The 24,785-nt window shown below is 42.3% G+C and carries 19 protein-coding genes and 1 riboswitch; of the genes, 10 read left to right on the plus strand and 9 right to left on the minus strand.

Annotated features, from left to right (window positions below; translation table 11 throughout):
- Window positions 1–3: 3 nt before the first annotated feature.
- Entirely contained in the window at window positions 4–900 is an 897-nt protein-coding gene (locus THEIN_RS07310) for a dihydropteroate synthase (protein WP_013908042.1), read from the minus strand.
- A 94-nt stretch (window positions 901–994) separates the two neighbouring features.
- A riboswitch (cobalamin riboswitch) is annotated at window positions 995–1,210 on the minus strand.
- Between the two features lie 115 nt (window positions 1,211–1,325).
- Between THEIN_RS07310 and THEIN_RS07315 the strand changes: the two genes are divergently transcribed.
- Window positions 1,326–2,168 (plus strand): transposase, encoded by an 843-nt coding sequence (locus THEIN_RS07315; RefSeq protein ID WP_013908043.1) that lies wholly within the window; start codon window positions 1,326–1,328, stop codon window positions 2,166–2,168.
- Between the two features lie 31 nt (window positions 2,169–2,199).
- On the opposite strand, the gene THEIN_RS07320 is transcribed toward THEIN_RS07315, so the two are convergent.
- Window positions 2,200–3,210 carry a permease gene (locus THEIN_RS07320; RefSeq protein ID WP_013908044.1) on the minus strand — a complete coding sequence of 337 codons (1,011 nt, stop codon included), beginning with the start codon at window positions 3,208–3,210 and terminating at the stop codon, window positions 2,200–2,202.
- A 420-nt stretch (window positions 3,211–3,630) separates the two neighbouring features.
- On the opposite strand from THEIN_RS07320, the gene THEIN_RS07325 reads away from it, so the two are divergent.
- The gene (locus THEIN_RS07325; protein ID WP_281054746.1) at window positions 3,631–5,388 is read left to right on the plus strand and encodes a methyl-accepting chemotaxis protein; all 1,758 of its coding nucleotides are present in this window, start codon (window positions 3,631–3,633) and stop codon (window positions 5,386–5,388) included.
- 174 nt (window positions 5,389–5,562) lie between these two features.
- On the opposite strand, the gene THEIN_RS07330 is transcribed toward THEIN_RS07325, so the two are convergent.
- Window positions 5,563–6,642 (minus strand): nitroreductase, encoded by a 1,080-nt coding sequence (locus THEIN_RS07330; RefSeq protein ID WP_013908046.1) that lies wholly within the window; start codon window positions 6,640–6,642, stop codon window positions 5,563–5,565.
- Window positions 6,643–7,269: 627 nt separating this feature from the next.
- Here THEIN_RS07330 and pepA point away from each other — a divergent pair.
- Window positions 7,270–8,166 (plus strand): flocculation-associated PEP-CTERM protein PepA, encoded by an 897-nt coding sequence (pepA, locus tag THEIN_RS07340; protein ID WP_013908047.1) that lies wholly within the window; start codon window positions 7,270–7,272, stop codon window positions 8,164–8,166.
- Here the strand turns inward: pepA and THEIN_RS07345 are convergent.
- The gene (locus THEIN_RS07345) at window positions 8,163–9,716 is read right to left on the minus strand and encodes a B12-binding domain-containing radical SAM protein (protein WP_013908048.1); all 1,554 of its coding nucleotides are present in this window, start codon (window positions 9,714–9,716) and stop codon (window positions 8,163–8,165) included. The two genes, pepA and THEIN_RS07345, sit on opposite strands and share 4 nt — an antisense overlap.
- 450 nt (window positions 9,717–10,166) lie before the next feature.
- Between THEIN_RS07345 and THEIN_RS07350 the strand changes: the two genes are divergently transcribed.
- A complete protein-coding gene (locus THEIN_RS07350; protein WP_041434593.1) occupies window positions 10,167–10,952 on the plus strand; it encodes an N-acyl amino acid synthase FeeM domain-containing protein in 786 nt (261 codons plus the stop codon).
- 236 nt (window positions 10,953–11,188) lie between these two features.
- Here THEIN_RS07350 and THEIN_RS07355 read toward each other — a convergent pair whose 3' ends face one another.
- On the minus strand, window positions 11,189–12,070 hold the full coding sequence (locus THEIN_RS07355) for an N-acyl amino acid synthase FeeM domain-containing protein (protein WP_148236947.1): 882 nt from the start codon (window positions 12,068–12,070) through the stop codon (window positions 11,189–11,191).
- 408 nt (window positions 12,071–12,478) lie between these two features.
- On the opposite strand from THEIN_RS07355, the gene THEIN_RS07360 reads away from it, so the two are divergent.
- The gene (locus THEIN_RS07360; RefSeq protein ID WP_013908050.1) at window positions 12,479–13,207 is read left to right on the plus strand and encodes a creatininase family protein; all 729 of its coding nucleotides are present in this window, start codon (window positions 12,479–12,481) and stop codon (window positions 13,205–13,207) included.
- Window positions 13,204–13,695: a TlpA family protein disulfide reductase gene (locus THEIN_RS07365; RefSeq protein WP_013908051.1), complete on the plus strand. Its 492-nt coding sequence runs from the start codon at window positions 13,204–13,206 to the stop codon at window positions 13,693–13,695. Before THEIN_RS07360 ends, THEIN_RS07365 begins: the two co-directional genes overlap by 4 nt.
- On the opposite strand, the gene selD is transcribed toward THEIN_RS07365, so the two are convergent.
- On the minus strand, window positions 13,692–14,729 hold the full coding sequence (selD, locus tag THEIN_RS07370) for a selenide, water dikinase SelD (RefSeq protein WP_013908052.1): 1,038 nt from the start codon (window positions 14,727–14,729) through the stop codon (window positions 13,692–13,694). The two genes, THEIN_RS07365 and selD, sit on opposite strands and share 4 nt — an antisense overlap.
- A 73-nt stretch (window positions 14,730–14,802) precedes the next feature.
- On the opposite strand from selD, the gene THEIN_RS07375 reads away from it, so the two are divergent.
- Window positions 14,803–17,232: a PAS domain-containing hybrid sensor histidine kinase/response regulator gene (locus THEIN_RS07375; protein ID WP_083817679.1), complete on the plus strand. Its 2,430-nt coding sequence runs from the start codon at window positions 14,803–14,805 to the stop codon at window positions 17,230–17,232.
- Here THEIN_RS07375 and THEIN_RS07380 read toward each other — a convergent pair.
- Window positions 17,213–17,581, minus strand: a complete 369-nt coding sequence (locus tag THEIN_RS07380; protein ID WP_013908054.1) for an FmdB family zinc ribbon protein — start codon at window positions 17,579–17,581, stop codon at window positions 17,213–17,215. The two genes, THEIN_RS07375 and THEIN_RS07380, sit on opposite strands and share 20 nt — an antisense overlap.
- A 47-nt stretch (window positions 17,582–17,628) precedes the next feature.
- Between THEIN_RS07380 and THEIN_RS12150 the strand changes: the two genes are divergently transcribed.
- Complete coding sequence (locus THEIN_RS12150) at window positions 17,629–18,420, plus strand: DUF3786 domain-containing protein (RefSeq protein WP_013908055.1); 792 nt, start codon at window positions 17,629–17,631, stop codon at window positions 18,418–18,420.
- Window positions 18,421–21,930, plus strand: coding sequence for a reverse gyrase (gene rgy, locus THEIN_RS07390; RefSeq protein WP_013908056.1), 3,510 nt, complete (start codon window positions 18,421–18,423; stop codon window positions 21,928–21,930).
- 236 nt (window positions 21,931–22,166) lie between these two features.
- Here the strand turns inward: rgy and THEIN_RS07395 are convergent, their stop codons facing one another.
- Complete coding sequence (locus THEIN_RS07395; protein WP_013908057.1) at window positions 22,167–22,775, minus strand: ANTAR domain-containing response regulator; 609 nt, start codon at window positions 22,773–22,775, stop codon at window positions 22,167–22,169.
- A 161-nt stretch (window positions 22,776–22,936) separates the two neighbouring features.
- Window positions 22,937–23,788, minus strand: a complete 852-nt coding sequence (locus THEIN_RS07400) for a transposase (protein ID WP_013908058.1) — start codon at window positions 23,786–23,788, stop codon at window positions 22,937–22,939.
- A 151-nt stretch (window positions 23,789–23,939) separates the two neighbouring features.
- Between THEIN_RS07400 and THEIN_RS07405 the strand changes: the two genes are divergently transcribed.
- Window positions 23,940–24,782 (plus strand): glycine--tRNA ligase subunit alpha, encoded by an 843-nt coding sequence (locus THEIN_RS07405; protein ID WP_013908059.1) that lies wholly within the window; start codon window positions 23,940–23,942, stop codon window positions 24,780–24,782.
- The last annotated feature ends 3 nt before the right edge of the window (window positions 24,783–24,785 follow it).

Genomic DNA, 24,785 nt, shown 5'->3' on the forward strand with positions numbered 1-24,785 from the left:
CTCCTAAAGTTCAAGCCAGGATTCAGAAAAGATGGTCTTCCCAAGAAGCACCCTCGCCGTCTTGTATATCTCAAGCTCCTTGGGCGAAAGCTTACTTGGATCCGGCTCGTCTCCGTCCATCATGTCGTGTACCAGCTTTACCCAATCTGGATGCTTGCCTTTGGCTATCTCCACCAGCTCTTTGTCGTAAATGTTCAAAATCGCCGAGTAAATGTTGTACTTCATGAGCATCATTAAATACACCCGGTCAAGATAACAGCGCAGGTGATGCGGTACTCCGTTTGAGACGTTTGAAAGCCCTATGGTGCTCTTGCATCCGGGGGCAATGTCTGGAAGCATGGCAAGGAAATTTAAGCCTTCAAGAATCTGGTCGGCCCCAAGGGTGATGGGGGTGCCGATGGGGTCAACCCAGATCTTTTCGTTGGGGATACCAGCCTCGTTTAAGGCCATGATAAGGTCAACGGCCATGGCCGCCCGCTCGTTGGCGTCTCGTGGCATACCCTCTGGCCCCCAGAGAAGGGCTACGACATCGCAACCCACTTCCGCAGCAAAGGGAATTAGCTTTTCCATGCGCTCAGGCTGGGCCGAGATAGAGTTCATGAGCACGCGCGAGGGATTCTTTGAGGCCTTAATGCCAGCGATCATGGCCTCAGGGTTGGTGGTGTCAAGGGAAATGGGAGTGTCAACCACTTCTTCTACCACTTTGACGATCCAGGCGGCTAGATCCGGGCCGTCTTTTTTGGCCGGACCGATGTTTAAGTCAAGGTAATCGGCGCCTAGTTCGGTTTCTTCCTTGGCCATCTCCTGGATAGGGCCGGGGTTTCTATCCCGCATGGCCTGACCGGTGCGTTTCCCCATAATGTTAATGGACTCTGCAATACAAACTACCGTCTGACTCATAAAATCCCTCCTTTAATTTAGTTTTTAGCAGGAGGCTTTCGAGGAGGCGCAAAAGGGACAGTAATCCCTTGCAGGGCCTTAAGCCTCGAAGCCCTACAATTTTAAGCCCTGGGCCGGTCTCCCGGCTTCCGGATCATCCTACTCGCCGCGCCTTCCCAGGGCCTTCGGCCTTATGGCCTTAAGCCCCAGTGGCTAGTCGCCCAAATGGGCCTAGCGGCTTTCGTCCCCGGTTACGGTTGCGGGCCAGCGCCGGACTTTCACCGGACTTCCCGATTATCCCATCAAAGGCACCCAGAGCCTAACTTAAAAAAATTAAATCACAACTAGTTTATTAGTCAACAAAAAGGGACAGGCAAAAAATTTCACTTCAGCCGAAAATGTTCCGATAAGAGGGACAGGCGAAAAAATTTTCAGGAGGTATGATCATGCCAAGAATCCCTCGTTTACTTACCAACCACCCCAAGGCGGCTTATCATGTTATCTCGCGCACCGCTTTACCTGGCCACAATGTGCTTGGGCCCGAAGAAAAAGACTACCTGCTTGACCTTATACGCTGGCTCTCACAGGTTTATTTTGTTCGAGTCTATGGCTTTGCCATCATGGGTAACCACTTCCACCTCCTCTGCCGCATGCTGCCTGAGGATCAGTTCTCTGACGAAGAAGTTGCCCGCCGCATCAAGCTCTATTACCAAGGGAAACGTAAGGTTTTCATTTATGAAGAACTAATCGCCAAGTGGCGCAAACGTCTGGCCAGCCTTTCCCGCTACGTGCAGGATATAAAGCAAAGGTTCTCACGCTGGTATAACCGAAAGCATGACCGGAAGGGTTATTTCTGGAATGACCGCTTTAAGTCCGTAATTATTGAGACTGGTGAGGCTCTGCTTAATTGCCTGGCCTACATAGAACTAAACCCGGTACGAGCGGGGATTGTGGAAAAGCCGGAAGACTATCGCTGGTGCTCGTTAGGATACAGGGCAAGAGTGGGGACAGGCGAAAAATTCTTGTCGCTTGACCTAGGCCTTACGTCTTACGCCAACAAGTCAGAAAAGGAGCGTTTCAGGCAATACCGGGAATTTGTTTACGGAAAAGGTGGGATCGGGGAACCTGAAAATTTCAGCAAAGCCAAAGAATTTACTTATAGGTCACGCTACTTCACGGAAAGCCTCATTATTGGCTCAAAAAAATTTATAGACGAAGCTGGCCAAAGGTTAAAAAAGTTTATTTCCAAAAAGAGAGAAAAAATTATTACTAACTTTGAAATTTTTTAAAAAGCTCCTTGACAGGGAGCAATTAGGTCTTTCAACTTGGAGAACGGTCCTTTATAAAGTGAAATACCATTAGACCTATAAGAAATACAGCGGCTATTACTTTAAACCAGGAAAGCTCTTCTTTTTCTGTTTGCGGTGGGCGGAAAGTAAATTTAGTAAGAGAAAAATCCAAAAGAATGCCTGCCAGCAAAGAAATACCCACCAAAGATAAGGCGTAAACAAGAAAAGTTTTTCCGCCAAAAAGCTTACGTATAATAACCAAAGAGGTGGTATTGGTAGCAGGCCCGCTCATTAAAAAGACCAATAAACTCCCAGGAGAAAAACCCTGTAAATAAAAAGAGTAAGCCAAAGGTAAAGAGCCTGTAGAACACATGTAAAGAGGGATTCCTGCTACCAACATAAATAAATATTGGATAGGGCCAGGAGGAATTTTTTGGCCTAAAAAACCAGGAGGTAGCAGAGTAACGAGTAAAGCGGCTAGCAAAAGTCCCAACAGAAGGGGTCTGTTGAGGTCAAGCATTAATTCTATAAAAGCAAAACGCAATACAGCCAAAGGAGTTTTTGTTGTTTTTTCACTAGGACAGCAAGCATTTTTAAAACCTTTTTCTAGCGAGACAGCTGGCTCTTTAAGGAGAAAAAAAGAAATAGTTCCAGCTATAATTCCTGCTGCTAAAGCGGCTAAGGCATAAACTAACGCAAAAGACACCCCAAAAAGCCCAAAAGTAATAAAAAGGGCGTCAATACTGGTTTGGGGTGTGGCCACTAAAAAGGCTACTACAGCAGGAAGTCCAGCACCGTGTCTAGCCAGCAAAATGGCTACGGGGATCACGCTACAAGAACAAAGTGGAAGAGGGACTCCTAAGGCTGCAGCTTTAAATATAGATCCAAAATTTCGGGCCCCTAGATGTTTAGAGAGTTTTTCTTTGGGCAAGAGTATTTTGATAAACCCAGCTATTAATAAACCAAACAGAAAATAAGGAGCTATATCAGCGGTGATGAAAAAGAGGTTTTTTAAATAAAGAGTTAACCAGTTATTCATCATGACTAAATTTTAGATCACCACAGCCGCTTATGAGCTCTTGTTTTTCTTCGGCGACTTTTTTCTAAAAATATTAACAGAACAAACTGTTTTATCCGAATTTCTATTTTTCTATAGATTAACTAGGAAATTAAATAAAAACAACTTAGGAACTTAGGGACAGGCGAAATTAGTTTCGCCTGTCCCTAAGTTCGCTTTTACAAAATTTTAAGTCACCGAATTATCATGCCGAAAAAATACTTGAGCAACTTAATAAAGTTTTAGGAGGACATTATGAACCCTATTTATCTCTGGCGAAATCTTTCTTTACGCTGGAAGATTTTGCTACCTTTTATTGGAGGAGTTTTGCTTTTTTCAGCGGTAACTTTATGGCATTCTTTTAGAACCACCTAGGGCTTAATCTCACACACAGCAAGAGACGATATTTCTCACGCTTTTTCTTCTCTGGAAAAGCTTATCAAGCAGGCAGAGGCTAACGAAAAAATTCTGGTAAGTGTGGTGGCTAATATGCCTGAAGTTCAGGCTGCTCTTAACGTTGGTAATAGGAAGCTTCTTTTATCAAGTGTTATGCCTCTGGTAGAGAAGGCTCAAAAAGCCAGCGGTTTTCCGTTTTTTCTACATTTTCACACACCAGAAGGGCGTTCTTTTCTCCGTACCTGGAAACCCAATAAATATGGCGATGACTTAACTGGCTTCCGCCAGATGGTGGTGGACATTATTAAAACCCAAAAGCCTGCCAGCGGTATTGAAGCCGGCCGTGGTGGTTTAACCGTGCGAGCCATTGCCCCTATTTTTTACGAAGGTCAATATGTGGGGAGTGTGGAAGCCGCTATTCCTTTGAAGGAAATATTAGCCCTAGCTAAAGAGGACCATCAAAATTGGGGAGTATTGGTCACCCCTGAAGCCGCTTCGGTGATGACCAGGCTTAAAAATCCAGCTCGTGTGGGAAATATGGTTCTGGTGTCTCAAGTGGGCGAACTTAATCTTAATAGCCTAGAAAAGGCCGTTTCCCACGTGGGAATAGAAAACAAAGTGACTTTTCACGGAAATCTAGGTATAGGTTTAAAACCTCTAAAGGATTACCATGGCCAAATAATCGGGGCCTTTGTTCAAGAGAGGGACTTAAGTCGTTATCTCCAACTAATTGCGGCCAAAAAGAAAGAAACCGGAATTATAATATTTGCTGCCTTTTTGCTCACGCTGGCCGTAGCCGTTGCCATTGGTTGGGAGATGCATCGTTATCTTGATAAAGCGGTTAAACGCATGGAAGACATTGCTGAAGGTGAAGGGGATCTGACTCAGACTTTAGACGCTTCAGGGAAAGACGAAATAGGCCTTCTTGCCCGGGCTTTTAACGCCTTTCTTGAAAAGCTACGCCGCCTGGTAAAACGTATTAAGGCGGAAACTAATTCTATCTCGCGAGCCTCTAAACAACTAGATGAAGCTTTGTCTAAGTTAGAAGAAGGAGTCAATCTGCTTGAAGGACATGCTTCTTCAATTTCTGGTGTTAGTGAAGGTTTACGCTACCGTGCCGACGAAGTGCAACAGATGATAAAAGAGATGGAAAGTGCGGTAACGGAAATATCCCAGCAGACTACCAACGCGGCTCAGGTAGCGGCTGAAGCTAGAGAAAAAGTAGAAGAAGTAGTAAAAGTTATTGAAAAACTCGGGCAGGGCTCTCAAGAAATCGGCGAAGTAGTAAACTTTATTAACTCAATAGCTGATCAGACCAATCTTTTAGCTCTAAACGCCACTATTGAAGCCGCTAGAGCCGGAGAAGCCGGTAAAGGTTTTGCGGTGGTGGCTAACGAAATAAAAGAACTAGCCAGACAAACGGGATCAGCCACCGAAGATATTGCCCAAAAAGTAAAGAGAATTCAGGAGTCGTCTGGCCAGGTGATAGACTCAGTTCAAGATGTCTCTGAAGTGATATCTCAGATAACTGAAATTTCGAATAACATTGCTTCAGCAGTTGAAGAGCAGACGGCTACTGTTTCTGGCATTTCTGATAATATGGGAAATGTTTCTGAAGAAGCCCAAAACCTAGCCAATCTGGTACCTGAGATGGAAAAGGCCGTAAAACTGGCTCAGGAAAGTATGGAACAGGTAAAACATGAGGGCGTAAAGTTAGCCAAACTTTCAGCCAAAATGAAAGAATTAGTGGATCAATTTAAGGTTTAATTTGTTACCTTCTATGTTCGGGGAATAAGTTTACTTGTCCGTAGCTTTGAGAATGTTCCGGCCTCTACCGAGACCTCGCAGTGGCGAAAATGACGAGAAGAAGGATGAGCAAGCTAATTGGTCGATGACTGATAGCGTCGCGGGAAGGGTTCTCTAACAGTGACGTGGTCGTTACTAGACTAGCAAAAAGTCTTCCACTTCTTTGCGCAAAGCCGTGGCCGAGGGGAGCGGGGCTTTTCCAAAACGAAGTAACATTAAAGGTTTATCAATACCCAATTTTTCAAAACCTCGTTCAATCTTGCGCATAAAAAACTGGTGCCTGGCCGAAAAATCAAGATATCGTCCTCTACGCCAGCGAATCATAAAAAGAGGGGCCGCAGCCATGGGTTGTACGGCAAGCCCCTTTTCGGTTAAGGCTAACCACAGGCGTTCTGCCGTACGGCCAGCTTCAAAATAGGCCCTTGGCCCTAGCTCATCGGTAAAAAAGGCAAACACCCCCTCAGACGAAAGTACCAGCTTGCGGGCATAATCTGCCATGTGGCGAGAAACTCCCAGGCGCAAAAAGGTCTTCATAACCGGCCACGGGCGGGTAAAACGCAAAAAATTTTCTCCGGCCTTGCCGGCCTCAAGGGTGGCCACGGGCATGCCGTCACGGGAAGTAAGGATTTCTTCTTCTGTCCAGCGTATGGTGTCGTGTAAGAACTCGTGCAGGTCTTTTCGTTCCACGCGAATCAGGTCAGCAAAATACACAATGTCGGCTATAGCTTTCAATTCTTTACCGCGTAAGACTTTTACTTTTACAGGTAAGTCAGCCACAAGCTTGGTGATTTCGGCCATTTCTTTGTCTGAGAGATTCACTTTTTCATAAAATTTGCGGTTGGTGTGGCGCTTCATAATGGGAGTTTTGGCAAGAGGCGTTTTGAATTCAAACTCTCCGTCAGGCCAGTCAATCTTAAGGGTGCCAATTTTTATGAGGCTGTTTTCTTTGCTGAAATCAAAAATAAATTTGTGCTTGATGTTTTCTCTACTTAAAAGATAACTTGCGTTTTCAAAGGCAGCGCCTACCGCGAAGATAGAGGCGTTTTGTTCATAATTAAAAAATGACTGGTCAACTCGTGGGTCAAAAAGAAAGTCTATTTCTTTTTCGTTCTTTATCCTGAACCGCCACGGCTGAAGATTATCCCCTGAGGGGGCCGCCACCGCCGCTTTAAGCAGAGTTTTGAGTTTGGGGTCTAATGGTAGTATTTTTAACATGGCTATCTCCTAACCGATTTCATTTTAATTATCGGATAAATGTTCTGCTTCTACAATCTTAGATTTGTTTGCCTCTAAGAGTGAAGAGATACCTGGAGCCATCTACCAGCGGCCAAAGACCACCTTGTCACGGCGAGGAGTCAACCTCCTATTCTGTCATGTGAGATGTCCCCCTTCTGTCACTGCGAGGAGGCCCGTAGGGTCGACGAAGCAGTCTCTTCTGCCATCGGCCATCTGCCAACAGCCGTTCACCATTTAGTCACGGCGAGCCCTTCCCTTAAGGTCACTGCGAGCGGAGCGAAGCAGCCTCTAAAAGTGAAAAGTTTTTCCACTGTTACGGTATTTTATACTTTAGTAAAGTTTATAAAACCATTGCTTCCCAATAGATTTAACAAAACCCAAAAAGAAAAAGTGAAAAAATTTTCCCTCGGTGTGAAAAGTTTTTCCACTTTTCCTAAAAGTCCATTTCGTAACTTATGATTTTATCGTTAACTAGATTGGCACAATGATTGCATATTCTCAATGTAAAAGAATTTTTGGGAGTGAGGAGGTGGGAAATGAGGTTAATATGAGGTTTAAGATAGAAATTGATCCAATTTTTAAATAAAAATCAAAAAGGAGGAAAAAATGAAAAAGTTTTGGATGTTAATGCTAGTTACATCTTTTTTGTTAGTCGCTTCGGGAAGCTACGCACAGTTTGTCTATTTTGATTTAAATACTTTAGGAATATCAGGAAATGATGATGGCGTTACGGGATACCATGAACAATGGGGTTTTTATGCTAAGAGCGAAAATACAGTAAATCTAGGAATAGATGGACAATTTTCTGTGGGAGATACTTTTACCAATATTGGTATGTTAAAAGTTGGTTCTTTACTAGACTTTAACGGTGGGGCAATTAGTGACGATGAAGGATTAAATACGAATTATGAACTTACCACCGCCTGGACAGACTTATCTGGTTCTGTAACGGCTGTAACACCAATACTAGCTTCTCCTTATACAGAATACGTAACTTTATCTTATGATCCCGGTACTGTTCTCACCTTTTATATAGACGATACCCCGGACTTTGATAGCTCTCACGACTGGAGCAGTGGATTTACTAACTTTAGTTCAGCTACAGACGGCATCCCTATATTGGATTTTACTATCACCGGAGGAACGGGCTCCATACTTCAAGAAGATACAAACAATGACGGGTTTCCCGATAGAGTTATAACTTCCTCAGCCACCCTTTATGGTGAGGTTACACAAGTGTATGTAGATAATTTTCTATTTTTTAAAGATTATGGAGATTTTTATGACATTCTCCAGCAAGGGAAAATTATTCTTGCCTTCGCTGACGAAAATGCTGATAATTTTTATTATAACTTAGATAATTATCCTCCTTATGTTAAAACTGTAGCTGATCACAATGGAAGTATCGATTATGCTATCCCTGAACCAGCTACTATTATTTTAGTTGGCTCTGCTCTATTAGGTATAGCCACTGTTATTAGAAGAAAGACTGCCAACAATTAAGCAACTTTTCTATCTAAAGAGGGAGAATGGTTTAACGTCAGGCCATTCTCCCTCTTTAGTTTTTCTTCTAACCTTTCAATTATTTTCCGGTATTTTCTTAGAAATAAGAATTTTCTTAGCCAAGTAATTCCTGTAAATCTTTGTATCTTTCGGATTAAAATAAAAAGTCTCCAGATAGGTTGACGAGGAGCAAAAATTTTTATTAGGGCACTTCCTAACATCAAAACAAACGGCGGTGTATTTTCATCTTCGTCATACATAAAAAAGTTATCATTATGTAGAGCCATCCATTTGGTATAAATTTTTACCTCGTTAAGGCTTATTTCTTCTGGTTCATAATGATAAGGCTTTAAAAAATTGTCTTCAGGCTTTTTAGAAATAAATTTGGTAACAGGGGCTTGATTATATACTCGTAAACCAATACCTATGTTTATCAAGTCCCACTTAGAAGCGGCCTTAATTAAGGTTTCGTATGTTTCTTTAAGGGTAAATATGCTTTCTTTAGGAGCCCCTACTAATAAATACCAGGTTGTAGGTATTTTATATCTTTTTAAAAGATCTCCGGCTTTTATTATATCTTTTTTGGTAAAATTTTTCCCAAGAGTTTTTAAAGTGATGTTACTTCCTGATTCTGCTCCTAGGTCAACATCCATAAAACCGGCCTCTTTCATAAGCTCTATAAGTTCCTCATCTACTGCCCCCGGGTTTAAGCCCATGGTTCGCAATTTTAATTTTAAGTTTCTTTTTTTAAGCTCTTTTAATATGTTTTTACAGTGATTAATGGGTATGTTAAAAGTACTATCTGTAAACTCAACATGAGTAATCCCTGTCTCTTTTACGAGAAACTCTATTTCATCAACTACTTTTTTGGGATTTTTAAGACGATAGAATTTGCCTTCAATAGCATTATAGGTACAATAGCTACACGATAAAGAACATCCTCTTTTAGTTTGAATCTGAAGTGGAGAGTTAAATTTTCTATATTTATCAACATTTATGTATTTAGTTGGATTTACAAAAGGTATCTCATCTAAACAGGGTACCCGCCATGGCTCATTGGCGGCTATTATTTTTCCATTTTTTACAATATGCAAACCCTTTATCTGTTTTAAGGTTTCTTCATTTTGTATGTTTTCCACAAAGGCCAAAAAACTTAATTCTCCATCACCTTTAATAGCAAAATTGAGACCTAAATAATCAAGAATTTCAACGGGATTTATACTTACCGCAGGTCCTCCTATTACAATAGGGCCTTTGTAAACCTTTTTGAGTGGTTCTATTACCTCCTTTTTAACATCGGCTATCAAAAATTGCGTATTAAAACCTGCTCCATTATCAATATTTCTAATACTTACGCCAACAACATCAGGTTGAAACTCTTTAATCATACTGGAAATTTCCCGGGCGGGATTTCTACTAAAACAAAGATCCAGAACTTTTACATCGTGGCCAGCCTTCTCGGTAACCGCCGCTATGTGGCACAAGCCGAAAGGAATGACCGGCCAAGGCTGTTTAAATCTATTTGAGTTGATGAGTAAAATTTTGGCCATAATTTCCTCCGTTATACTATATCTGGTAAAGCCTCATAAAATATCATTTTTGTAGCTTCTTAAGATTTCTTCCCCCAAGCACAAGCAGCGATATCGCGCACAGACCAGGAGAAAAATAGTGATAAAGTGAGCTTTCAAAATAGTTTTTAAGATAAGTCTCATCATAAAAAATTTTCGTCTATTCTAAAAAATAACTTTAATACAAAAGTCTTTTTAACTGAAACAAACTTTTGACACTTTTAATGTTTCTTTTTTGGTTTCTTTGGTTTATCATCAAAATCAATTTAAGAGAAAACATCTTTTCAAAGCTCAAATGGCGTCTATAAAAGTATTAAATTCTAAATCTTTTTGAGAAAGAAATTTATTACTGTTTAAATAACGGTTAAAACTATCAAAAACGAAAAGTTCTGGTGGCAAAAAAGGCGGCTTTTACTTTCTAAAGTTCCCGATGTGCTTCGATCTCGGGAATACAGGGCTAAATTTGCCTCATCAAGAGAGGATTTTTTAAAGGCCTTCAGTCTGGTTTACAGACGTTATCTTAACTACCGACTGATAAAAACTAACGAAAAGGAACTTTTTTATACCCCTTATCAAGCCCTTCCTGATAGCCGGGTTTGTATATCCTACCATAAATTAACCGGCCAGATTACCAGCACCGCTACAGTGGTGCTTGACTCCGAGCTAGGGCTTCCCAGTGATAGCACCTATAAAGCCGAACTTGATGCTCTAAGGGCAAAGGGGCGTAAACTGGCTGAAATTACCTGTCTGGCCGCAGAGCGAGACCTTTGTTATAGAAACGGCATCCTTTTCGTCTTTCGTCTGCTTTATCGCTACGCCCGTCTTAAAGGGGCTACTGATTTTGTCATCTCTATTCATCCCAAACATCGGGATTTTTATGAAAAAATTTTTCTATTTGAACCGATAGGAGAAGTAAAATACTACCAAAATCTTTACAACGCCCCGGCCGTCCTTGAAAAACTTGATTTAACCACGGTCAAGGAGCGTTTTTATAAAGTTTATGGAGAATTTCCTGAGGGGAAGCTTTTTGCCGACTTTCTTATCATCATAGATTATCTTGACGATATACCAGAGCTGGCCAAAGTGCGTAATATGAAGGCCCGGGACTTTTGGCATTTTTTTATGGATTATTGGGCGCTTTTTCCCTCTTTTCTCCCTCATTTCCAGAAATTCTTTTCTATTAAATTTGACATGATCGTGTGCGAAGAAGTGGCTTGAGACGGCTTCGCTCCTCTCGCCGTGACCTGATAGTAGATGGCTGAAAGCAGATGGCCGGTTATTTCTTGAGACTGCTTCGTCGACACTACGGGCCTCCTCGCAGTGACAGAAGGGGGGGGTGACACCTCACATGACAGAATAGGAGGTTGACTCCTCGCAGTGACGAGTGAGGGATTGCTCCTCGCAGTGACAAGGGAAGTGTATTGGCGAGCTCTGTCAAGAGCCTATCTCTCTTACTATGAAACCGCTTGCAGTGGATAGTTTACTCGATAATCAAGCTCGTCAAGATAAATAGAAGCCAGATATTTGGCCAATTTATTGTCCATCTTTTGGAAGGCATTGGTTCTTTCTAGATAAAAATGTTTAAAAACTTCTGGTTTCATGTTGTATTTTTGGGTAAGAATCCAGGTGTCTTCGGGAAGCGCGATGTTGAAGAAAAAATCAATAACTATTTGGCCCTCCCAAAAGGAACGATAAGCCTCTTCGTATCTTTTTTGGACACCAGTCAGTTCCAGCCGTTCCAAGTAAGCAGGAGCATTTTCTAAATGGGGATAGTAACGCAGCGGGCCTACTCTTTCAAAAAGAAGAACCAGTTCATAAAAAGTAGTGTGCTTGGGATGAACGGAAATAACCAGGTCTGTAGCGCCTTTGCTAATGGCGTATTTATAAAGAATACGAAATATGTAAAAAAGCCCGTTTCGGCTGTAAATATCTGTTTTGGCAGCCAGACAGGTAAATTCAGCCGGTTTTCGCCCTTCTTTTCTTAAACGGTCAATTATGTCCTTATAAAGTGAATCACTCGGAAGACCTACTTCTGAATCTATGACCAGAGTGGCGGTGCTGGTGACTTCTCCCGTCTCCAGAGAGCGGGCTATACAGACCCGGCTATCAGGCAAGGCTTGATAGGGTGTGAAAAAGAGGCACTCTTTGGAAGTAGGAATTAAGCCAACTTCATGATACCGGTCATAAAGAAGCGAAAAAGCCTCTTCAAATTCTTCTAACTTGGAACAAAAATCAACCTTAACAATCCGTTGCTTTAAACACTCAGGCACCTTGGAAAGATTAAGCCGCCTTCGTCTCCGCCATATTTCTTTTTTTTCTTTACTTAAGTTTCTCATATTTCTTTTATCGGCAGTGCAATAAAAAATCTTAAATGGGAGTACGAGCTTTTTATTAATAAGGTCATTAAAGAGGCGACAAGATACACAGTCATTGCGAGCCACGAAGTGGCGAAGCAATCTCCCTGATACTCGGTAGAGACTGCTTCGTCGGCCCTGCGGGCCTCCTCGCAGTGACAGAAGGGTGGTGGATCCTCGCAGTGACGAGTGAGGGGTTAGCTCCTCGCAGTGACGAAATGGAGATGCTCCTGGTAGTGACATGGTAGTAATTGGCCGTTGGCAGATAGCTGTTGCTAAAGCGCTGGTTCTATTCACTTTTCACTTTTATTTGTAGCCTTTTAAAAGGTCGAATTAGTTTAGCAAACAGGTTGTTTTACAAAAGTTTTTAGATGGACTAAACTTTTTTCTATGTTGTTAACAGATATAACCATGGGAGAATTTGAAAAGGGCCTTACAATAACCCGGACTATTATTCTACCTTTTGGTTCAATAGAAGAACATGGTCCTCATCTTCCTTTAGGAACAGATACTCTGCAAATGTATGAGATTGCCAGGCTGGTGACTAAAAAGCGTCCGGTGTTTGTGGGGCCACCGGTTTTTTACGGACTTTGCCGCAGCACTAAAGAACACCCGGGGACTATTTCTATTTCCGGTCAAACGCTGCGGGCACTGGTGCTAGATATGCTCTTTTCCTACCATCGCCACGGGCTTAAAAACTTTTTATTGCTCTCTGGGCACGCTGGTGGTACTCATATGGCCTTCATCATAGATGCCGCTGAGGAGTTTTTGGAAAAGACTAAAGATACCAGAGTCGCTGTGGCTTCTATCCTAGATTTATTGAATATGGGCGCAGCTGATACCTTAGAAACCCCCGGAGACTCACACGCCGGCGAATTTGAAACATCACTTATGCTTTATTTTTTCCCAGAATTAGTTAAAGGCACAGCCCCTGAGGAATATCCTTCTTTTCCAAAACCATTTCTCGTGCGGAATAAAAGAAAATTCTGGCCAGGTGGTGTTTGGGGAAATCCAGATAAGGCCTCCACTGACAAAGGCAAAATATTTGCAGAAAAGTTGTCAGACTTTATAATAAAATTGATAGAAAAATTAGAAAATTTTGAGGAGGATAAAAAATGAAAAAGTTGTTTACTTTGGCCTTAGTGGCTTTTTGGATATTAGCTGCCCACCCCCTTCAGGCCAAACAAAATATACCTTGGAATACCAAAATCCAGCCCTTTAGCTGCCCGGTAAAAGGGGACACCCTTAAAAATTTCAAGGGTAAAGTACTTTTAGTAAACTTTTTTGCCACATACTGCGCTCCCTGTCAGGTCGAGTTGCTGGAATTTGGTGATCTTTATCGTAAATATAATGCCAAAGGTTTTGAAATTATTACTTTTATGGTTGATAGGGGAGGAGAAGTAATCCTTCCTCATATTATTAATTCTAAAAGGATTCACTATTGTGTGGCTATAGCTGACGAAAATATACTAAATGTCTTTAACTGGCCGGACATTTTACCCACTACTTTTTTAATTGATAAAAACGGAAACATTGTAAAAAAGTTTGTTGGATATGCTGGCAAAAAAGAACTGGAAAAAGAAATAGAAAATCTTCTTAATAATTAGGGAGTAACTATCACTTTGGCGGCTCCTTCTTCCACATGACCTATACGAGCCGCCTCAAAAATACCTTTCTCCAGCAATTTAGTGTAAAATTCATCAGCTTTATTTTCGGGTACGCTTATTAAAAGTCCACCAGAGGTTTGGGCATCGTAAAGAACCGAAAGCAAAGCTTCTTCTATCTCTCCTCTAATTTCTACGCCATTTTGGCAAAAGCACACGTTGGCGTAGTCCCCTTCAGGGATAATGCCCATGCGGGCAAATTCAAGGGCCTCTTTTATGATGGGAACACTTCTTGCCCGAATTACTAAAGTTACTCTGCTTGCTTGAGCCATTTCCAAGGCATGGCCTAAAAGCCCAAAACCGGTGATATCGGTAGCCGCTGAGACGCCCACTTCCATCATAGCCTGAGAGGCTTCTTTATTTAAAGCGGCCATGATTTCTATTATTCTTTTTTCAATATTTTTATCGCCAAGACCTCCTTTAAGAGCTGTAACCAAAATACCCGTGCCAAGCGGCTTGGTTAGAAAAAGGACGTCTCCAGGTTTAGCACCGCTGTTGCCCACATATTTTTCGGGATGAACTAGCCCTACCACGGATAGACCGTATTTTATTTCCTGGTCGTCAACGCTATGGCCCCCAGCCAAAACTGCTTCGGCTTCTTTTATTTTTTCAATTCCGCCACGTAAAATTTCTTTCAAAATCTTTTTATCTTCTTTACGAGGAAAACAGACGATATTAAGAGCAAGAATAGGCTTCCCTCCCATGGCGTAAACATCTGAAAGAGAATTAGCCGCTGCTATTTGACCAAACCAATAAGGATCGTCTACAATAGGAGTAAAAAAGTCAAGGGTGCAGATTAGAGCAAGGTCATCGGTTAAACGATAGATGGCCGCATCAGAGGCGCCCTCAAAACCTACGAGGAGATTTGGTTTTTTTAAAACTGGTAAATCCTTTAAAATTTCCGCCAGCTCCGCTGGGGGAAGCTTTGAGGCTCACCCAGCTGCACGAACTTTATGAGTAAGTTTTATATTTATCATGTTTTAAAATATAACAGAAAAAAAGAGTTGATAAATGTTTTAGTCTTAATAAAGGATAGCCGAAAACTAAAATATGGAAGGAAAAGATATGATCTTTGAAGAAGCCGCGGAGACAAGCCTAGAAATTGTTTCCCCCAAGAAAGAATCTAATCTTTCTGCTCCTGTTAATTTTCTAAAAATTATTAATAACCTTTTTGCCTCCCAGTATCATCTCCCTTTAGACAAATTCCTAAAAGGGCTTGTAGAAACTTTTAAGCTTGAAGGGGCAGCGGTCTATTACAATCACTTAGACTATCGCTGGCAATTGGTGGCCACTCTGGCTTCTCAATATGTTCCTTCTGTTAAGAAAGAACGCTTCCCTGACATAATTGAATATCAGGAAGCCTGGCCAGCTATTGAAACCAGTCTTTCAGAGGGTGAGCGGGTTATGCTCACCGAAGAAGAAGTAGAGGCTTTGGGCTTTTTTGATACCCACAAACATCATGTTTTTTGTTTCCCTCTTCTTGAGGGTAAGTGGTGGTCAGGCCTTTTAATAGTAGATTTTGGCGCAAGAAAGCCTTCTTCTGAGGAATTGATAATTCTAGACGAAATGGCCGAGACCCTTTCTTTGGCCATAAAAAGGCAAAAACGTGAACGGGAATATCTTGATGTTTCGAGAGTTTTTCAGGAACTACTGAATAATATTCCATATTTAGTAATTCTTGCTGATTTTCAGGGAAGATGGTTGCTTACCAATAAGAAGTGTCTCCAATTCTTTAATTTAAAACGAGGTCTTCCTAGTCAAACTTTCGAACATCTAAAACAAATTAGGCCTCAATACCAAGAAGTTCTCGATAGATTTCAAAAATTAATAAAAAATTTATCTGATCAAGGATCTCCAGTTAAAGAAATTTTCAAATTGAAAACAAATGATAGAATTCAGTGGTGGGAATTTTTGTTAATCCCTTTCAAGTGTGATTCTGAAAAACGTATCCTTATCCTGGGGCGTGACATCACTTCTTTTAAAGCTGCTCAGGAACGCCTTCTTACCATTCTTGAGAACCTTCCGGCCATGGTTTATATCGTTCATCCTGAAACCCATACTATTCTTTATCACAATTCCCTTTTTAAGGAATTTTTTGGCCGGAGTTTTATAAATCAGAGGCCTTGCTATAAACTTCTGTTCGGAAAAAACAAAGTTTGTGAATTCTGTTCTTTAAAAAATCCAGTACTTGGGCATCGTGAGCAGAGAGAAATATTTGATGAGGAGCACAATTGTTGGCTAAGAATACATGAAGTCTATATTCACTGGTTAGATAAAGATTTAGTTCGCCTGGGCATGATCGAAGATATTACCGAAATAAAACAACAAAAAGAAAGGGTAATCAAAGCTCAAAAGGCAGAAGTAGTTAGTAAAATGTCAGCTACTATAGCACATGAATTTAACAATATTTTAGCGGTAATTACCGGTTATCTTGATTTGATAAAACTTAAAGCCCAAGAAAATCCCAAAATAATTGAATACGCAGAAAAAATTCTCCAAGCTGTAGAAAGTGGTAGTTCTTTAATAAAGCAATTTTTAATCCTTTCAGGAAAAAGTGCCGATATAGACAGTAAGGACAGGCGGTATGACTTAAATCTTTTTATTAAAGAACAACAAGAGTTGTTCCAGAAATTATTGGGAGAAAATATTTATCTCAAAATAGATCTGTGCGAGGTTCCTCTTAATGTCGATCTATCACGCGATGAACTTCAGCATATACTTACTAATTTGCTTCTTAACGCCAAAGAGGCCATGTCTGAAGGGGGCGAGATTTTTATAACTACCAAGAAAGTAGAAACATCAAGAGGCCCCGCAGCGTTATTAAGAGTAAAAGATTCTGGAATAGGAATAGCAAAAAAAGATCTTGCTCATATTTTTGAACCCTTTTATACTACGAAACCCTCAGGAAGGGGTACAGGGTTAGGTCTAAACGTTGTCCTTTCCCTGATACACCGCTGTGGTGGGGAAATAAAGGTAGAAAGCGAGCCTGGAGAGGGCACAACCTTTGAACTTATTTTACCTCTAAGTATGAATATAGAAACAGTTTGTTTGACTGGAGAGAAAGACCATCTCTCCGAAAAAGAAAAAAGAGGCCCGGTGGTGAGTAAGAAGACCATTTTAGTAGTGGAAGATGAGGCTCACATCAGAGAAATGCTGGTGGAAATGCTGGCGCATCAGGATTTTGAGGTAATCCCTGCTGAAAATGGAGAAGACGCTCTTAATAAAATCAAACAGCGTGACTATAAAGTAGACCTCATTATTACTGACGTAGTTATGCCTAAGATGGACGGAGTCAGGCTTTATCGTGAGGTGCAAAAAATTATTCCAGAAGTACCTGTCATTTTTATTTCAGGATACGCAGAACATATCCTTGAACGCTACGGTTTTGATGAAAAGTCTTTTCGTATAATCAAGAAGCCCTTCACCTTTAAAGAGCTTTTAGACGAAGTAGATAAAGTTTTTAACCGCCTTTCTCTTTAGTGACCATCAATTCCGTCCGGCTAATATAGCCCCCTTTAACAGATTTCCGGTTGGCCAGGACGTCTGAAAGTTTGGCTATGCGCTCTGTTTTTACGTACTGTTGGGCCTTTGAAAGAAAGCGCTGGGCTTCCTTTACTTTTCCATCAACAAGATAATCTCTTGCCCTTTTGAGAATAGCCCTCTCTCGTTCGCTTCTCCAAGAGGAGGCGTCAGTAAAACCAAAAACCGAGGGTAATTTTAAAACTTTTTTTTCGCCACAAGCCGGGCAGGGTGGCCAGGGGTCGTTCATCTTTAAAATCCTTTCAAACACATGTCCGCAAATTTCACAGCGGAATTCGTATATGGGCATGGTTTTTCCCCTTGCTCATTTAGTTCAAATAGGTAAATCATAAATTAATGAGCACACCCAATCCCGTAGAAATTATTAAAAAACTTCCGCGCACAAATTGCAAGGAATGCGGTTATCCCACCTGTCTTGCCTTTGCCATGGCTGTAGTTACCGGCGCTTGTGAGCCATCTAAATGTCCCTATTTTTTTCCTGAAGACTGGCCTGAAGTAAAACAAAAAGGACCTTTGAAAGAAGATTACGCCTGGCGTATTCTTGAGGAAGTAAAAAAGAAAGTCCAGAACATAAATCTAAAGGAAATCGCGCCAAGATTAGGGGCGTCTCTTGAAGATGACCGCTTAAAGTTACCTTTCCTGGATACCGAAGTTCTTATAGACGCCACCCAGGCCGTAAGGATTGACAGCCAAGAGCTCGATCCGCGGGACCAGATACTCCTTTACAACTATTTGATTTTTGCCGGCAAGACTCCTTTAAAAGGAGAATTTGTGGGGCTTGAGAGTTTCCCCAGTTCTCTTTCAAAAACCGCAACCCTTCGCCACTACGCTGAAGAAAAGCTGGCCCAAAACTTTTCAGGAAGGCTAAAAGCTCTTGAGAAGTCTTTTAAGTTTTTCAATGTTGAGAATGTCCAAGAATGTCCGGCGGATCTTTGTGCCGTAATTTATGTGTTACCTAAAGTTCCCTTAAAAATTCACTTCTTTGAAGCCGAGCCTGAAGAGAACCTTTCACCAGAAGTGAAAATCCTCTTTGATGCTAACGCTACGGATTATCTTGACCTGGAGTCTTTGGTATTCTGCGCCGAACGCCTGGTAGAGAGACTGATAGAACTGGCAGAGGAGGGATAAGTGCTTTTTCTTGTAGCCCACGCCTGCCCCAACTGTGGTGGCACTATAAGTGATGAACGTCTAAACCGCGGGCTCCCTTGCTCTAAATGTTTGCCTGTCCCCACCGAACAGGATGTCTGCCAGGCGTTAGAAGAAAAGGGCCAGTTGAAAAGACTTTCTCTTTTTTGTAACGCCTTGTCTGAACTAGATAAATTTCGCCATTACTTTCAAAAAGCCGTTGGTTTCTGGCCTTCCTCTCTTCAAGAAACCTGGATAAAGCGCCTGCTTTTGCGTGAATCGTTTGCCATCCTTGCCCCCACAGGCACAGGGAAAACTACCTTTGGTCTTTTGACTTCTCTTTATTTTGCCGGGAAGGTGTTAATTCTGGTGCCAACCCGCCTTCTGGCCCAGCAAATTGGGGAAAGGCTAGAAGAATTTTCCCAAAAAACCGGTATAAAACGCCAAATTTTGGCCTATCTTGGCAAAAAAAAGGATAAAGAGACTTTTGCTTCTCAAAATTTTGATATTCTCGTTTGCACCACGGCCTTTTTTTATAAACACCTTGATGAGTTATTAGACCTTGATTTTGAATTTGTTTTTATTGATGACGTTGATTCTTTTTTAAAGCGTTCGGCGCACATAGATAAACTTTTTAAACTTTTGGGCTTTAGTGAACGAGAGATTGCCCTGGCCTTAAAGCCTCAAAAAACCGAAAAAGACTTTGAAAAGCTTGAAGCTATTCGCAAAAGGCATGCAGGGAAAAAGATTCTTCTAATGTCTTCAGCCACCCTGCGGCCACGCACCACTCGGGTTCTTCTTTTTCGTTATCTTTTGGGCTTTGAGGTGCAGCGGGCGGTAAGCTCTTTACGAAATGTCGTAGATGCTTATAAAGATATGTCTTCTTCTGATTTGGCTGGTCTGCTCCAAAAAGCCGCTGAACTGGTAAAGATTCTCGGGCCAGGTGGGCTTTTATTCCTTTCCCAAAGTTACGGCAAAGACCAGGTGGAAAACGTAGTTGAATTTTTAAGGGCCAAGGGTTTTAAAGTTTTGAGCTATCTTGAGCTTTCTCCCAAGGAAATCATGGCCCAGATGGAAACCGGCGATTTTGATGTAGCTGTAGGCCTGGCTCACCTAGCCAATCCTTTGGTGAGAGGCATTGATTTGCCCTATATCTTGCGCTACGCCTTGTTTTTAGGGGTGCCCAAACATGTTATCCCCACAAAGGTGGATCTCCTTCCAAGGAGCCTTTTCAATGTATTGGCCAATATTATTGGCATCCTTGACGAAGAAGAACGCCTAAAGGCCATGGCGGACCTGCAATATCTTCGCCGTTACCTGACTTTGACCCAAGAAAACTTGCCTAAGTACCCCCGCATTTTAGAACGACTTAAAGAGATAAAGGCTTTTGTTGACAACAAGTTCAAAGACGAGGCCTTTTTAGAGCGGCTTTCAAAAAGCGAAGACGTGTTTTTGGTAAAAGAGGGCGAAGAGTTGTTCCTGGTGGTAGGAGACACAGCCACTTACATTCAGGCCTCAGGAAGGGTTTCTCGTTTGACGGCTCATGGTTTGCTAAAAGGTCTTTCGGTGGTGCTGGTGGAAGACCTGCGGGCCTTTCGTAGCCTCGAAAGGCGGTTGCGTTTCCAGCTGGGAGAAGAATTTTCCTTCGTACCGCTTGAGAACTTAGACCTTAAGGAACTTAGCTGTGAGCTTACCGAAGTGCGCCAATTAAAGCGAAACGCTAAAGGGGCCTCAAGGGACTTTATTAAGACGGCTCTTGTGGTGGTTGAATCTCCGCACAAGGCCAAAACTATAGCTTCCTTTTTTGGGAAACCTGCGGTGCGTAAGGTGGGAGAGGCTTTTGTCTATGAAATACCAGCTGAAGACAAAGTTTTAATGATTACCGCTTCTTTAGGCCATGTATTTAATCTTTCAAGAAGGCGAGGTTTTTTTGGCGTATTTAAAGAAAACAGCCGATTTGTCCCTATGTTTGATAGCATAAAAATTTGTGAGCCTACTAAAGAACAATTGGTTGACCCTGAGGAAGTAAAAACCCGTTGCCCTGAGGGCAGGATTTACGATAAGCGCGAGCTTCTAGAAAGCCTGAGGAAGCTTGCCTTTGAAATAGAAGAAGTTTACATCGGAAGCGACCCGGACGCTGAAGGTGAAAAAATAGCCTATGATCTTCTCATAGAAATGAGGCCCTTTAATTCCAACATTAGGCGTCTTGAATTTCACGAAGTAACGTCCAGGGCCTTTCGTGAGGCCATTAAAAACCCTGAAGAATTTAACCTAAACCGGGTTAAGGCCCAGCTTACGAGAAGAGTGGTGGACCGCTGGGTGGGCTTTGTGCTTTCCAGGAAGCTCTGGGAGGCCTTTGGCCGTAAACGGCTTTCGGCTGGGAGAGTGCAAACACCGGTGCTTGGCTGGGTTATTGAAAGGGCTGATGAGGCCAAGCAAAAAAAGGCCCTTATCTCTTTTAAGCTTTTTAACGAAACTTTTAACCTTACGATAGAAGACTTAAAGCTTGCCAGGCGTGTTTTTGAAGCCTTAGACGAGCTTTCCTGGGAAATTTTAGAGCAAAAAGAAGAAGAGAAAAATCCGTTTCCGCCTTATACCACGGATACTGTGCTTCAGGACGCCAGCCAGAGGCTTAAATTTTCTACTAGAGAGACCATGAATCTTTTGCAAGATCTCTTTGAAAACGGCCTTATAACTTACCACCGCACAGATTCAACGCGTATTTCAGAGGCAGGTCGCTACCAAGTAGCTAAGCCTTACATTACCGAGAAATTTGGTGAAGATTACTTTTATCCTCGGGCCTGGGGAGAGGGTGGGGCTCATGAGGGTATTCGCCCTACCAGGCCGCGAGATGTTCACGAAATAAGACTTATGCTAGCTAACGGGCTTCTTACCTTGGCTGAACCAGAAAGGGCTCTCAAGCTTTATGACCTTATTTTCAAGCGTTTTATGGCTAGCCAGATGCGCCCGGCTTTGGTGGAGAAAACAATTATTCGCTTTAGCTTACCTTTTTATAACTGGGAAGAGGAAATAATTACCCAAATCTTAAGGGATGGTTTTGAGAAGCTTTATCCTACTTTTAAAGTGGTGAGTTTATCTCCCCAAGCCGGACTTCAAGAAAAGGGGTATAAGCTGGTACCCAAGGTTGAGCTCTTTACCGAAGGCACTCTGGTTCAGGAGATGAAAAGGCGTGGCCTTGGCCGACCTTCAACTTACGCTGAAATTGTTACTACGCTTATTCAACGCAAATATGTTAAAGTGCTGCCAGGTGGTAGGCTTACTCCTACACGCCTCGGTCGCGAAGTGTACGAGTTTTTAAGGAAAAATTATCCCCAATACACCGATGAGGCTCTCACCCGCGAACTTGAAGAAGCCATGGACTTAATTGAAGAAGGAAAGCTTGATTATCAAAAGGTGTTAGCCGAAGCTTATCGTATCAGGCGTTTGCTCAGCGGAGAGCCAGAAGAACACGCTTTTGAAGAAAGACTTACCACTTATCAACGTGACTTTTAGACTATCGCCAGGGGGCAAATCTCCAAAGTTCTCTATTACCTATCGCTAATGTTGAAAGTAGATGGTTTCCTCTGGTTACAATGACCGTTTTGCTAGGTCACGGCGAGCCTTTACTTTCCCTGTCACTACGAGCTTTACTTCCCCGTCACTGCGAGCTTTACTTCTCCGTCACTGCGAGCTTTACTTCCCCTGTCACTGCGAGCCCGTATGGGCGAAGCAGTCTTAAGCAAGATAAATTATTTTTTAGCCTTTTTAAGTAACTCTTCACCCACTTCTACTATTGCGGCGGCTAAGTCTTTTAATTTTACGCGTCGTCGGCGGGCTTCTTGTTGCATAAAACGCATGGCCTCGCCTTCTTTCATATTGTAAGCGTCCATTAAAAAGCCCTTGGCGCGCTCTATTATTTTGCGGGCCTCAAGTTCTTCCCTTAGATTTTTAATTTCTACCTCGCGCGAATTTAGTTCGCGTCCTATAGTTAAGGCTACTTCAAGAGAAGATAATAACTCGTCTATTGAAATGGGTTTTAGGAGATAACCAAGTACTTTTGCTTTGCAGGCTCTTCTTAGAAAATCTGGGTCAGTATAAGCGGTGAGGATAATTATGGGAAGGAAGCCATTTTGGTTTATTTGGTAAGCAGCTTCAAGACCGTCCATTTCTGGCATGCGAATATCCATGATAATAACATCAGGTTTCAGGAGCTTAGCAAGTTCAAGGGCCTCTTTGCCTGTTTGAGCAGGGCCTAGAGCCTCATAACCGCGTCTTTTTAGAGCTTCTAGGAGGGAAGAACTAAAGTATTCGTCATCTTCGGCAACCAGGACTTTAATCTTTTCTTTTGTTTCAGACATTACTTTTAAAATTATTCTGGTCTTTTTTAAAATTTTTAACTTAAAAATAGATTTTAATAAAGATTTTTTTGAGTACTAAAGTAATTTTCCTTAGATTTTCCACTCTGGTTTTTTAGAAATCAGTAGATCGTACACGGAAAAAACAGTTTTTTTATTTTTATTTATATAAAATTTGCTAGATTTTTTATCTTTTTGCTTTTTTTCTCTCGTTTGAGCCCAAGAAAATTTTTTAACCTTGCAGCCACATTTTCTATAAAACTCTTGCTTCCAATAGCTAGTCCTTCTGTAAAATATCTGATTCTTTGTCTAAGAATTTCGTCTGTCCCTTGGCCTGGCTCACCAAGCCCACCTTTGCCATAAACAAACTCCCGCAAAAGCTCCAATTTTTCTTTCTCGGTTTTGCCTTCATACCGCGGAAGTCCTAAGTCAAGCGAGAGAAAAGTTTTGCCTGTCCCTCTTCTTGCTCTGTATCCCAGCGAGCACCAGCGGTAGTCTTCCGGCTTTTCCACAATCCCCGCCCGAACCGGGTTTAGCTCTATATAAGCCAGGCAGTTGAGCAGAGCCTCCCCGGTTTCAATGATTACGGACTTGAACCTGTCAGCCCAGAAATAACCTTTGCGGTCAACGCGTTTGTTATACCAGCGGGAGAATCTTTGCTTGATGTCCTGGACGTAGCGTGAAAGGTTCCCAAGCCTTTGTCTCCATTTTTTGAGCATCTCTTCGTAGAAGAAAATTTTGCGTTTCTCGCCGTAGTAGAGCTTGATACGGCGTTTTACTTCTTCGTCAGAGAACTGGTCTTCAGGGAGCATGCGGCAGAGGAGATGGAAATGGTTACCCATAATGGCGAAGCCATAAACTTCGACGAAATAGACCTGCGAGAGCCAACTAATAAGATGGAGTAAGTGTTCTTTTTCTTCATCGCCGAGGACATCGTGGCCGGGCAAGGCGGTGCGGGAAATTACATGATAAGCGGCTCGTGGATCATTCATGAAGAAACGAGGGATACGTGGCATAAGAGACCTCCTTAAAATTTTTTTGCCTGTCCCTCATATCGGTATATTTTGTCGGGACTAAAATTTTGCCTGTCCCTCACGAATTGATTTATACCTCTTGAGAAAGTGGCTTCTTGCGCTAAGCTTTGGCGAGATATTGAGGAGGCAGGAGATGTATTTTCAAGACGTTATCAAGACCTTAAATGAATTTTGGGCGGAAAAGGGCTGCCTGATTTTACAACCCTACGATATAGAAGTAGGGGCGGGGACTTTTCACCCGGCCACTTTTTTACGTTCCCTGGGGCCAGAACCATGGAAGGCCGCTTATGTCCAGCCTTCCCGCCGTCCCACTGATGGCCGCTACGGTGAAAACCCAAATCGCCTGCAACACTATTACCAATACCAGGTGGTAATCAAACCTTCTCCTGACGATATTCAGGAACTTTATCTCAAAAGCCTTGAGGCCTTTGGCCTTGATCTTCGCAACCACGACGTGCGCTTTGTAGAAGATGACTGGGAGTCTCCCACCCTTGGTGCCTGGGGTCTTGGCTGGGAGGTATGGCTTGATGGCATGGAAATAACCCAGTTTACCTATTTTCAACAAGTAGGCGGCTTTGACTGTGATCCTGTTACCGTTGAGATAACTTATGGTCTTGAACGGCTGACAATGTATCTTCAGGGGATTGATAACGTATTTGAGCTTGCCTGGAATGAGAGCGTCAAATATGGCGATGTTCACCACCGCGGCGAAGTGGAATACTCAATTTATAACTTTGAACTAGCGGACGTGGCCATGTTGAGGAATCTCTTTGATGCCTGGGAGAGGGAAGGCCTGCGTGTCCTTGAAGCAGGGCTTGCTTTACCTGGCTATGATTGTTGTATCAAGTGTTCGCATATCTTTAATCTGCTTGACGCGCGCAAGGCTCTGTCTGTGGCTGAACGTACTACTTACATTGCCAGAGTGCGGGCCTTGGCCAAAAAGTCAGCCGAAGCGTGGTTAAAAAATTCCAGATAGGGT

Origin of the sequence: Thermodesulfatator indicus DSM 15286 (assembly GCF_000217795.1) — a bacterium.
In the GTDB taxonomy this organism is placed as follows: Bacteria; Desulfobacterota; Thermodesulfobacteria; order Thermodesulfobacteriales; family Thermodesulfatatoraceae; genus Thermodesulfatator; species Thermodesulfatator indicus.